The following is a 12,994-nucleotide window of genomic DNA, read 5'->3' on the forward strand; positions in this document are numbered from 1 at the left end:
TCGAAGCCGTCTTGTGTCGGGCTTCGTCCGCCTACGGGTATTTACGGCTCTTGCGAAGCTCGCCGGTCCCAAGGCTGTCCAAGAGTTGCATCCGTCGCATTAACATGACCCCAAAAGGTAATGGCCTGAAAATGAAAAGGCCTAGACGAAATGACTGGCCGAGATTTGTTGGGCTTCCTCTCCGACTCGATTCCTGCCGTGCCAGCGCTGAAGCGTTTCTCTGCAGGGACGGCTTGATCTGCAGGACCCCACCTCCAGCGAACCAATGAAAAAACTGAAAAACCACCCCGCGGCCTTGCTTCCGATCGCTGCGTCAATCGCGATTGCTCCATCTGTGTCCCAAGGGCAGATCACTCCGGGATTCGACCTCAACTACGACTCAAGGGATCCTGCGAGCGCGATCAGTTCATCGAGCTGGGTCACGACCGTCGACGACGGCAGCGGTAGCTTTGATTTCAGCTTCGGGGGGGACGTGACCCTCGAGAGTGTTTCTTCAGGCGCATCCGGCATCACCAACGCCTACCGCTTCACTGGTGGGGCGGGGGCATCCGGAACATCGCTGGACAGCTACACGGGCGGGCCGACCGGCCAGCCAGTGACCTTCGAGCTTTGGGTCAAGCCGGCCGACACCGCCTCGGGAAATCCTGACCAGGTCATCTACGAGACGGGTGCGAACGGTGACGGCTGCGCGATCTTTTATTCGGTAGGCACTCCGGGAGACGGCATGGGCACGATTCGGTGGCTCACCAAGGACGGAGAATACGTGACCGTCAGTGCCGACATCAGCACCGCAGATTTCAGTCACATCGTTTGCATTCTGAACCAGAATATCTCCGGGGCCTTCGATCTTCAGGAGATCTATGTGAACGGGGCGCTCGTTGATGACAACGACTCGACCACCGTTGGCGATGACGCGGCCAATGACCTGGATCACGAGACCCAAGACGACTGGGCTGGCAGTGACTCGGCGAGCATGGGCATCGGTGGCTCCGGAACGGCCAACTCCGGCCTCTCGCCGGGCAATTTCGAAGGCGACCTCTCGGTCTTACGTGCCTACTTCAGCCAAGCCCTGACCCCTGCCGAAATCCTTGCCAACTACAATGAGGACGCGGGTCCGGACACCACCGCTCCGATGCTCACCACGACCGACCCGTTGGACGACTCGACCGGGATCTATCCTGGCACGGCACTCGTCGCCACCTTTGACGAGGACATCGAATTGACGACCTCCGGCAGCATCACGGTGACCGACACCACCGATGGCAGCGGAACATTCTCCATCGATCTCTCCAGCCTGCCTGATCCGGACGCGGATATCTCGGTTTCCGGAACCGATCTCACCATCATCCCGGCTGCCAGTCTTGAATTCGGGACTGCCTACGAGGTTTCAATCGATGCCTCGTCGATCGTGGATCTCGCAGGTTCTCCGAATGCCTATGCGGGCACGGACGCCGGTGAATGGACGTTCGTGACGGCTGCTGCCGACGGCACCGCGCCGACGGTGACCGCTTTCGACCCGCTCGACGGTGCGACGGATTTCCCTGCCGCCAACCCTCTCTCGGTCACCTTTGACGATCCGATCCTTCTTGAAGCCTCGACGCCCACGACCGTGCTCGATGAGGACTTCGAATCGGATGCCGGCGGTTTCACGACCAACGGCACGCCGAACGACTGGGCTTGGGGCACGCCGAATTCCGACAACGCCGCCGGCCTTACCATCACCGCCGGCAATAGCGGTTCGAACTGCTGGGCCACCAACCTCGGAGCTGGAGGCAGTCCTTCCGGCACCATCGACCCCTTGGCGGTCTCCGTTCTCCAAGGACCTGACGCGGCGGGCAGCGGGCTCGACCTGACAGGTCTGGCATCCGCCCAGGTCCAGTTCGCCGCAGCCTCGGATACCGTGACCGGTGACGTGGTCGAAGTGCTGGTGAAGGAGGTCGGGACCAACACGACGCTGGTGACTGTGCCTGCGACCGCCTTGGCGCCGCCGCTGACGGAAGACTGGGCCACCTACGGCCCGTTTGATATTTCGGATGCCGTCGGCCACAACGTGTATCTCGAGTTCCGCTACGAAGGTTCCAACAATACCTACATCGGTCTCTACATCGACGATCTTCTGGTGACCGGCAACAGTGCCGCCGCTGCTGTTACCTTGCGCAACCTGACGACCGGCAACGATCTGGTCATCCCTACCAGCGACAGCTCCCAACTGAGTGTTTCCGGAAACACGCTGACCATCACCCCGACTGGCGGACTGGTTGTCGGCGATGACTACGCCGTTCGGATCGGCTCCCAAGTGGTGAAGAACTACAGCGATCTTTTCTTCGCGGGCATTGCCGACGACACGACTTGGAACTTCACCACGTCATTCACCGACGGCGACTGGATTGCGGATGCCGATGGCAACTGGAGCGACGGTGCCAACTGGGATCTCGGGATCGTTGCGGACGGCCCCGGTGCGACCGCGAGCTTCGTGCTCGACCTGAGCGGCTCTCGAACCGTGACCCTGGATTCCGACCGGACGATCGGGAACCTCACCAAACAGGATACGCTGGGGAACAATGACAGTCTCACCATCAGCGGCAGCAGCACGCTCACGCTGGATGCCCTTGGCGGCACCCCGGTCATCACCAACGACAACACCGGCTTCGGTCCGGGTTTCGCGATCAGCGCCCCGATCACAGGCACCTCGGGTTTCATCAAGGACGGACCCGGACAGGTCCAGGTGACCAACGGTTCGACCAACTACACGGGCGACACCGTGATCAATGACGGCATGCTGTTCCTCGGTTCGATCGCTGTCGCAAACATCGGTGGCGGCAGTGGCCGGAACATCACCGTGGCCGACGGGGCCATCGTTCAGCGGAACTGGCCGGCGATGGACAACGCCTTCCTCAATCGCTTGGTCGAGACCACCGACGAGATCGGAATCTTCCTCACCGCAACGGGCGGAAGCTATAACACGAACGATCTCGACTTCAGCAGCGGTGGCGCGGGAGCGGACCTGCCTAATGCCTTCCTCGGGACTTGGGCCGGCAACGGCGCGAAGAGCCAGTACGACGGAACGATCACGCCTGCAGCGGACAATTACCGCTTGGGACATCCCCAGCAGGGTGGATCCCTGCACATCCGGTCGGCACTGCCCGACGTCGGCGGTACGCCCCGCGGGCTCATCGTCGGCGGTGGGGCTGTCATCCTCGGAGCCGAGAACACGTTCACCGGTGACACCGTGCTCCGCGGCGGCCGCTTGTTCCTCGGTCGGCAACTCGCGATCCAAAACAGCGCGCTCAACGTCGGGAATGGCGATGGCGACGGCATCACCGGCCAGATCTGCTTCCTTAACAGTGGTGGTGGCGGTCTTCCCGAGATCGAGGTGACCGACCAACCGACCATTGGCGGTCTCATCGGTGCCCGTAATCTGGCGTCGATCTACAACTCGGGTAACCAGAACAACACGGCGCGTCTCGCCATCGGCTCGGTTCTGGGAATGACCCTCGACGTCGATGCGGGCAAGAGCTTCGAGTATTCGGGCAATGCCCGTCTGTCGTCGACGATGTTCCTGAACAAGACCGGCGACGGAACACAGGCCCTGTCGGGCAACAACGACTACACCGGTGCGACCACGGTCAGCGGAGGAACGCTCGGTCTGGTGGGCGGCAGCCATGCCTCGCCGATCACGGTGGGCGCGGGTGCTGCGCTCGGGTTTACTCTGGGTTCTCCGACGACCTCGACCTCGACGGTCGATCTGACCAACGGCACGGTGAAGATCACCGGAGCGGTCGACAACGCGTCGGACTACCTGCTGATGACCGCTTCGGGCATCACCGGTGTCCCGACCCTCGACACTCCGATCGCTGGCTATGAACTCCAGAAGCTGGCCGGCGATACCGAGCTGACCTTGGTCTTCGTCGGAGTCGGTGGAACCCCGTATGAGAGCTGGGCCGGTGGCTCGCTCTTCGAGGACGACGACAACGGCGACGGCGTCGATAATGGACTCGCCTTCATTCTCGGTGCGGCAGATCCGAATGCGAACGCGGTCGGTCTGCTCCCGGCTCCTGCCACCGAGCCCGGCTTCCTGACGCTGACCTTCGAGCGCCTTGACGGCATCGCGCCGGCGGTTCTGAGCGTCGAGTATGGTCCTGACCTTTCCTTCGGGAACACGGACGTGATTCCGCTGACCAGCCAGACGCTCGGCAGCGGTGTCGAGGTGGTCGTGGTCGACGGCAGCCCGACCGACACTGTCACCATCAAGATCCCCGATACGTTCGAGTCCGCCTCCGGCACCCTGTTCGGTCGCCTGAGCGCCAGCGAGAACTGATCCGATCCCGAACTCTCCGCTACGGTTGCGGAGGGCGCATCACAACCAATCCAAGCACCCGTTGCGGCGGCCGCCTTTTTAAGGGCGGTCGGCGCTGTTTCAGCACCGGCCGTCCGACGAGGATGGTCCACGACTTCCATCCATGAGAATCCCATCCGTTCGCAAACTTTCCTGCCTGCTTCCACTGGCTTCGGCGGCGACCCTCGCCATGTCTTCCGCTTCCGCCCAGCAGGCGGGTGCCAGTCCTGTCCGGATCTTCATCATGGCGGGGCAGTCGAACATGCTCGGCAAGGGCAAGGTCACCGGTGTCACGACACCCGGCACCCTCGACTACACCGTGGCGAATGATCCCGACGGCCGATACCAGTTCCTCCAGAGTGGCGGCAGCTGGGTGGTGCGGGACGACGTTTGGATCCGGGATCAGGATCCGGTCACCGGAGGACTGACGGTCGGCTTCGGCGGTGAAGCGGCGGATCTGATCGGCCCGGAGTTGGGCTTCGGCCACAAGATCGGAGACTTCAACGACAGCCAGGTGCTGATCGTCAAGTGCGCTTGGGGCGGCAAGGACCTCGACTTCAATTTCTGCCCGCCCAGCCGACGGGTCGGTGAGCCGGCGCCCGTGACATCGAGCGACAAGGGATTCTACTACGAGGAAATCCTGCGGCTGGTGAGCGAGGCCACCACCAACCTCGGAACCTATTTCACTGACTACGACGGAGGCGGCTACGAGATCGCCGGCTTCTGTTGGCACCAGGGTTGGAACGACCGAATCAACGCAGCACGTAGCGCGGCCTACGAAACGAACATGGCCGCCTTCATTGAAGACATCCGCACCGACCTCGCCACTCCCGGCCTGCCGTTCGTCATCGCCACCACCGGCATGGATGGGCTCGATGGCTACGGCTACACGCAGGTCGAGCAGGCGCAGCTCGCGATGGCCGATCCGGTCGCCTATCCGGCGTTCGACGGCAACGTGGCCGTGGTCGATGCGCGCGGAACCTACAAGGGGCTCGACTTCTGGCAAACCGTCGCCAATTCACCGAACGACGAGGGCTACCACTGGAACCGGAATGCGAAGACCTACCTGCACCTCGGCCTCGCGATGGGCGATGCCATGTCCCTGCTTTCGCCGGGCCGCTGTCCGTATCGCCTCGAGGCCGATGGTGGATCGGGCGGAGTCACCCTGAGCTGGCAGAACGGAACCGAGACGCCGACGAGCGTCCGCGTTCTTCGCGGCGGAGTCGAGATTGCCGCGGCTGCTCCGGCGGATCCTCCGGTCTTCGTCGATGCCGGCGCCACGTTGGGAGTCAATGACTACGAACTTCAGTTCACGATGCCGGGGGATGCGTGCGACCCGTTGACCCTGAGCTTCGACACCGGCATCTCCGGACTGGAGGCCAGGCGCCGGTTGAATGGCGTCAACCTTTCGTGGGACAACAACCTCTCCTACACCGCGGTCAAGGTGAGCCGTAACGGCGCGGTGATCGCCGCCTCGCTTCCGCCCAACACGACGAGCTATGTCGACAACTCGCCACCTGCCGGGCTGCTGACCTACGAGGTCGAACCGACCGACCCCGGAACCACCGCAGCCGAAGTGCAGATCGAAGTCAGCGCCGCGCCGTCGGGCACGGCGGTGATCTACGAGCCGTTCGACATGACCGCGGGCGCCGGTCTCGACGGAAATCCGGGCGGTCTCGGGATCGACGGCGAATGGGTCGCCGGCTCGACGCTGGTCGTTGATTCCACGGGCATGACCTTCGGTACGCTGCCGACCTTCGGCAACTCGATCATCCGGACGTCCGGCAACGGGTCGTGCTCGATCAACCTCGGCTCCGCCCTCGGCGATGCCGGCCTGCTCGATGATGGAGCCGAACTGTGGTTCAGCTTCCTTTGCCCGAACCCGGACAACATCAACGTCAGCCCGACCTTCGCGCTCGGAAACGAATCTCTCAGCAACGCCACCACCGTCGCCAATTCCGGCAGCGGCATCGGCGCGAGGATCCAGCAGGGCAGGTATCCGCAGGGGATGATCTACAGCAGCGGCGGTGTCGCGGGCACCACGCCCGACCAGACGACCCTCGGATCCGGCGAGCTCGCTCTGGTCGTCGGTCACATCACCTGGGGTGCCGACGCGGTCTCGCTCGACACGATCGAGATCTACACCCCCGGCACCGATCTCGTCCTCGATACTCCGCAATCGATCTCCGCGATTGTCGATCAGTCGACCTTCCAAGTGTTGTCCATGTGGGGGAATGTCACCGCTCCGAACTTCGACGAGATCCGCTTCGGCGCGACCTACGACGATGTGGTGGGGCAGGGGGTCGACACCTCGGACGACTTCACGCCGCCGACGCCGGGCACGATGTCCTTCAGTAGCCCGCCGGCGGCGGTGTCGGACACGACCATCACCATGACCGCCACCGCGGCCAGCGACACCAACGGCGTCGAGTACTACTTCGCCTGCACCGCCGGTGGCGGAAACGACAGCGGCTGGCAGGACAGCCCGGTCTACACCGACACCGGGCTTTCCGCGAGCACGCTGTATTCCTACACCGTCCAGGCTCGCGACAAGTCGATCAACCAGAATCCGAACAACGCATCCCCCGCCGCATCCGCGACCACGTTGGCGCCCGATACAAACCCGCCGCCCGTTCCGTCCTTCGCTTCGGCGCCGGCGGCTGTGTCGTTTAGCGAGATCACCATGACGGCATCTGCCGTCATCGATCCGGAGGGCAACGATGTGGAGTACTACTTCACCTGTACTTCGGTTGGTGGAAATGACAGCGGATGGCAATCGGGCACGACCTATGTCGATTCCGGGCTCACTCCCGACACCGAGTATACCTATACCGTGAAGGCGCGCGACACGGCATCGGTTCCCAACGAAACCGCGGAGTCAGCGCCTGCCTCGGCCACCACCGACCCCTACACCGCCACCGATGGAACGTGGGGCTTCGATGCCGACGGCAACTGGGAAGACGACACGAAGTGGTTGGCCAACACCGTCGCCGAGGGGCCGGGCGCGACCGCGTTCCTCACCCAGGATATTACCAATGACCGCACCATCTACCTCGCGCTCGACCGCACCATCGGCAGCATCGTCTTCACCGACTCGCCGTCCAGTTCGAGCAACCTTTCGCTCGCGGGCACCGGCAATCTGATCCTTGAAGCCTTGTCCGGCACACCGGTCATCGATGTCACGCAGAACGGCCGGCAGCTGACGATCAACAATGTGATCGAAGGCACGCAGGGTCTTCAGAAGAACGGGCCGGGCCGTCTTTTCCTGAGTGCGAACAACACTTATTCGGGTCCGACGCTCGTGACGGACGGCTTCCTCAGCTTCCTCAACATCAGCCTCGCCGGCTTCGGCGGCGGCCGCGACATCGAGGTTTCGGAAGGCGCCATTGTCCAGCGCAACTGGCCGAACATGGACAACGCGTTCCTCAACCGTTTGGTCGAGACCAGCGACGAGATCGGGATTTTCCTCACCGCGACCGGTGGCAGCTACAACGGCAACGACCTCGACTTCAGCAGCGGTGGAGCGGGGGCGGACCTGCCTAATGCCTTCCTCGGAACGTGGGCGGGCAACGGCGCGAAGAGCCAGTACGACGGGACCATCACGCCGGCCAGCGACAACTACCGGCTGGGCTTCCCGGGGCAGAGTGGATCGCTCCACATCCGGCCGGCACTGCCCGATGTCGGCGGCACTCCCCGCGGACTCATCGTCGGTGGCGGCGCGGTGATCATCGCCGGCGACAACACCTTCACCGGCGACACCGTGCTCCGCGATGGCCGCCTGTTCCTCGGTCGCCAGCTCTGCCTTCAGAACAGCGCGCTGAATGTCGGCAACGGTGCCGGCGACGGCATCACCGGACAGATGTGCTTCCTCGCGAGCGGCAGCGGTGGCGTTTCGACCGCCCAGCTTACCGACCAGCCGACTCTCGGAGGCCTCATCGGTGCCCGGAACCTCGCGTCGATCTACAATTCCTCGAATCAGAACAACACCTCGCGGCTGGGTATCGGCTCGGTGCTGGGCATCACCCTCGATGTCGATGCGGGCAAGAGCTTCGGGTATTCGGGCAATGCCCGTTTGTCCTCGACGATGTTCCTGACCAAGACCGGCGACGGCACGCAGGTGCTCTCGGGCAATAACGATTACACCGGCGCGACCACGGTGAGCGGCGGAACACTCGCCCTTGTGGGTGGCAGCCACACTTCACCGATCACGGTGGGTGTGGGTGCTGCGCTCGGGTTTACTCTCGGTTCTCCGACGACCTCGACCTCGACGGTCGATCTGACCAGCGGCACGGTGAAGATCACCGGTGCGGTCGACAACGCGTCGGACTACCTGCTGATGACCGCTTCGGGTATCACCGGTGTCCCGACCCTCGACTCGGCGATCCCGGGCTACGAGCTCCAGAAGCTGGCGGGCGATACCGAGCTGACGCTTGTCTTTGTCGGCGGCGGGACGCCTTACGCAACGTGGTCGGGCGGCGCGTTGTTCGAAGACGACGACAATGGCGACGGTGTCGACAACGGGATGGCGTTCATTCTGGGCGCCTCGGATCCGAATGCGAGTGCGGTCGGCTTGCTTCCGCAAACGGGCAGCGAGCCTGGCTTCCTAACGCTGACCTTCCAACGTCTCGACGGCATCGCGCCGGCGGTGCTGAGTGTCGAATACGGTCCGGACCTTTCCTTCGGAAACACGGATGTGATTCCGCTGGCCAGCCAGACGCTCGGCAGTGGTGTTGAAGTGGTCGTCGTTGACGGGAGCCCGACCGACACCGTCACGATCAAGATTCCGGACACCTTCGAGTCCGGCGCGGGCACGCTCTTCGCCCGACTGAGCGCGACGGAGAACTGATCCCGTTCGTGAAACGGACCGCGCGAGCCCACTCGCGCACCGAATGATTTTGGGGATCCGCTTCCCGGAAATCGGGTCGATGGATTCAACAGGCCGTGCGGCACAGGCACCTGATCGACGGGGCGGGAGTGGGCTCCCGCGGTCCTTCGAAAAGAAACCGGCCGTCCCGATTGGAGACGGCCGGCTTTGAGGGGGTCCGGTCAGTTCTTGACCTGATTGGAACGGCCGGCGGGCTTTGACTCATCGAGCTGCTGGATCAGTTCGTCGAGCTTCCGGTTCATCGCGTCGATGTCGCTGCGCATCTTGATCACGGCGGCCTTCTCACGCATCTCGGCCTCGCGCTTGCGCTGCTCCTTGGCGAACTGCTCCTTGCGGCGCTCGGTGGCGGCACGCGCTTCGAGTTCCATCTCGATCCGCTTCATCTCCTGATCGATGTCATTCACCTTGCGGTCGGCCTCCTTGAGGACCTCGGCGGCCTTGCGGCGCTCGGCTTCGGCTTGGTCGCGCTTGCCGTGAAGTTGCTTGCGCTGCTCGATCAGTTCCTTGCCGCGCTTCTCGTATTCGGCCTTCTTCTTGGCGATCGCCTCGGCAGCTTTCTTCTCTTCGTCGGCTTTCTTTTTGGCAGCAGCCTCGGCGGCACGCTTGGCCTCTTCCTGCTTCTTGCGGGCGGCGACCTCGGCGGCCTTCTTTTCATCCTCCGCCTTCTTCTTGGCGGCCGCTTGTTTCGCCTCTTCGGCCTTTTTCTCGGCCTCGGCCTTCTTCTTGGCAGCGGCCTGCTTCGCTTCCTCGGCCTTCTTCTTGGCGGCGGCTTCTTCGGCCCGCTTTGCGGTGGCCTTCTGATCCTTTTGCTTCTTCTCGGCTTCGGGCCTGGCCTTTTTGGCGTGCTCGGCCTTCTTCTCCGCGGCTTTGGCGGCGGCTTCCTTCTTCGGCTGCGGCTTGTCCTTCGGCGCTGCGGCGGCGACGCCGACGAGGCAAAGGCTGGCAATGAGGGAGGTAAGGATGGATTTCATGGTTCGGTGGTTGGAGGTGGGATTTGTCGGGAGCGGCTATTCCTGGTCATGCCCGATGCTTGAATACCTGCTGATTCAGGCGTTTCTCTCAGTCCGGATCCAAGTCGCTTCCAACGATTCAGGAAACCGGAATTGCGGAGGGTTCCGCTTTGCTGCTAAGCGGATTCGTCCATGCATTCTCCGTTTTACCGATCACGCCTCCTCTGGCTCGGGATGATCCCTGTGATGGTCATTCTCTGGGCGTGGCAGACCTCTCGTGAAAGCAAGACGAGCACCGTGGTGTTCACCGAACGTGTTACCTTGATGGCAATGAGCGGCAGGGGTGTTTTGGTGATCCGTGTGATGGTGCCTGTCGGCTTCCGATTCACCGACACCGACGTCAAGTTCAGCAAGGCGCCGATTGGGCCCGGGACGAGGGGGGCTGCATTCGTCTGGGGAGCACCGATTTCCGAGCATCCGTTGGGGATCGACACGGTTGAGGTGAACTACAACCCGGCCCTCGGTCACCAGATCAAGGAGACCTCCTGTTGGGTAAGGTTTTCCTGGTTGTTGTGGGTTTACCTGATCTTGCTGACTGGCCTTCTTGTTTGGTGGCAACATCGCAAGAGACGGGCGACCGGGGGTTTGGAATCCGAAGTCGAAGGTTGCGTAGACAAATAGGTTAAGGCCGCCATCTGGCACGGTGACCGAAGGTTTTCCCTTGAGAGAGAGGGATCGGTGGCTAGGGTTCTGGCGCGCGCGGGCAGGCCCCGACGAGTCCGCCGCTGCCGGATGATCCGCTTCATGTGTCGTCTTCTCCATAGCTTCCTGGCCCTTGTGATCGCGTTTTCTTACGCCGCGGGCTCCCGGGTCGTGGTCGGAATGGAGCACTGCCACGACACCCACGGCAGCGACCACCAAGTGCAGACGGAGCCCGTTCACGACTGCCATTCGCACGTCGGTGATCACGATCATTCTCACGACCACGCTCCGGACTCCCCGTCAGACAGCGAGCCCGATGAGGGTGGCCACGGCAGCGAGCACCACCACCATTTTCATGTGATCGCGATGGGTCTTGATGCGCCTGTCGGAAATGCCGCCTCGGGACTCATCCGGGGGGCACCCTGGACGACTCTCCGGTCCTTCTTGCCGGACGGGGAGAGTGCCCCGGACGGACCGAGCTTCGATTTGATCAAGCCTCCCCAGTTGGGTTGAGGCCAAAGGCGTGACGGCCAACTGATCTTGGTCGATAGCCGTTGCCTCCGGGCATTCCGTCACGCCGTTGCTGTGACCCGCGTTTGGGTCAGCCACGCCCGATCCGGGCACCCACCCGCCGTACTACGGACCCTCGCATTCTTGCGACGCGATCCATCCGAACGGCACCCGCATTTGTTCACTTCGTTGCCCTCAAGGCACCATGCATTCCTTATCCATCCATTCATCATCACGATCCGTCCGCCCGTCGAAACGAGCGCGCCGCTGGATCGTCCCTGCCGCTTCCCTGATCACCCTGTCCGGGTGCCAGCTCTATGAAGCGATGCCACTCGACCCGTCCGGCCATGCCGCGGCGTGGGAAGGACGGAGCCCGTCCGATGAGAAAGTCCGCGACTTCGCCCGGCGCATCGAAACCTCCGCACCGCGCTCGGTGTCGTTCGATCCGTCCGACGGCCTCACCCTCGCCGAGGGCGAGATCGTTGCGTTGGTTTACAACCACGATCTGCGCGTCGCCCGCCTCAAGGCCGGTGTCGCCAAGGCCACCGCCGAGCATGCCGGTCGCTGGGACGATCCCGAGCTGAGCTTCGACGTGCTCAAGGTGACCGAAGGCGTCCCAAATCCATGGGTCGTCGGCTCGGCATTGTCCGTCACGCTGCCAATCTCCGGTCGGCTTGCGGTGGAGAAGGCGCGTGCCGATGCCGCGGAGCAGTCGGAACTCGCCCGGGTGGCCGAGGAGGAGTGGGAAACGCTGCGCGATTTGCGCAAGGCATGGCTGGAGTGGTCGGCCGACCGGCTGAGGCTTCAGGAAACCGAGAGCATCGTCGGCTCGCTCGACTCGGCGGTCGAAACCACCGGCAAGCTGACGGAGGCTGGCGAGCTTCCGCGCACCGAATCGACGCTCTTCAAGCTCGAGCAGGAAAGCCGCAAGGCGGACATCGCCCGGCTTCGCGGGAAGGTGAAGGAAGGCGAGCAGGAGATCCGCTCGCTCATGGGAATTTCACCCGGTGCTCCGGCAAAGCTGGTGCCGACGCTCGCGTCGGGAAGCGGCAAGGACCGTGGCAAGCTCGCGGACACCAACCCGACACTCATCCGACTCCAAGGCGAGTATGCCGAGGCAGAGCTGGTGCTCGTGCGCGAAATCCGCAAGCAGTTCCCCGACCTCCAACTCGGTCCGGCTTTTGAAGAGGACCAGGGCCAGTCGAAGATCGGGATCACGGGCGGGATTCCGATTCCCATCCTGAACTCGAACAAGGGCGGGATCGCCACCGCCAAGGCGCAACGCGAAGTCGCCCGGGCCGCATTCGAAACCGAACTCGAACGGACCGAAGGACGGCTCGCGTCGATGCGCGCCCGGCTTTCCGGCGCGCAGTCCAGACGCCAGTCGATCGACTCGAATGTCGTGCCGCTCGTCGATCGCCAGGTCGAGGACGCGCGAAGCCTGCTCGAGATCGGCGAAGGCGGCAGCCTCGTGCTGCTCGAAAGCCTGGTCCGTGCCTACGAGGCGAAACTCGATCTCATCGAAGCGCGCCTCGAGGAGAGCGTCGCCGGAAACGATATCCGCCACCTGCTCGGCCCCGACCGGCTGACGGCGAAAACCAAATGATCACC

The 12,994-nt window shown here is 63.2% G+C and carries 6 protein-coding genes; 5 read left to right on the top strand and 1 reads right to left on the bottom strand.

The features are described 5' to 3' along the window. Nucleotides 1-265 precede the first annotated feature (265 nt). Together HAHE_RS11755 and HAHE_RS11760 are read left to right on the top strand one after the other, a co-directional pair. A complete protein-coding gene (locus HAHE_RS11755; protein ID WP_338684681.1) occupies nt 266-4,318 on the top strand; it encodes a beta strand repeat-containing protein in 4,053 nt (1,350 codons plus the stop codon). A 142-nt stretch (nt 4,319-4,460) separates the two neighbouring features. After that, nucleotides 4,461-9,182 (top strand): sialate O-acetylesterase, encoded by a 4,722-nt coding sequence (locus HAHE_RS11760; RefSeq protein WP_338684683.1) that lies wholly within the window; start codon nt 4,461-4,463, stop codon nt 9,180-9,182. Nucleotides 9,183-9,382: 200 nt separating this feature from the next. Here the strand turns inward: HAHE_RS11760 and HAHE_RS11765 are convergent, their stop codons facing one another. Further along, nucleotides 9,383-10,192 carry a hypothetical protein gene (locus HAHE_RS11765; RefSeq protein WP_338684686.1) on the bottom strand — a complete coding sequence of 270 codons (810 nt, stop codon included), beginning with the start codon at nt 10,190-10,192 and terminating at the stop codon, nt 9,383-9,385. Between the two features lie 225 nt (nt 10,193-10,417). On the opposite strand from HAHE_RS11765, the gene HAHE_RS11770 reads away from it, so the two are divergent. From HAHE_RS11770 to HAHE_RS11780, 3 genes are all read left to right on the top strand, one after another. Further along, nucleotides 10,418-10,852 carry a hypothetical protein gene (locus tag HAHE_RS11770; RefSeq protein WP_338684688.1) on the top strand — a complete coding sequence of 145 codons (435 nt, stop codon included), beginning with the start codon at nt 10,418-10,420 and terminating at the stop codon, nt 10,850-10,852. A gap of 111 nt (nt 10,853-10,963) precedes the next feature. Further along, nucleotides 10,964-11,386: a hypothetical protein gene (locus HAHE_RS11775; protein ID WP_338684690.1), complete on the top strand. Its 423-nt coding sequence runs from the start codon at nt 10,964-10,966 to the stop codon at nt 11,384-11,386. 322 nt (nt 11,387-11,708) lie between these two features. After that, nucleotides 11,709-12,989, top strand: coding sequence for a TolC family protein (locus tag HAHE_RS11780; protein WP_338684692.1), 1,281 nt, complete (start codon nt 11,709-11,711; stop codon nt 12,987-12,989). The last annotated feature ends 5 nt before the right edge of the window (nt 12,990-12,994 follow it).

The sequence above is a fragment of the Haloferula helveola genome (assembly GCF_037076345.1).
GTDB classification, from domain to species: domain Bacteria; phylum Verrucomicrobiota; class Verrucomicrobiia; order Verrucomicrobiales; family Akkermansiaceae; genus Haloferula; species Haloferula helveola.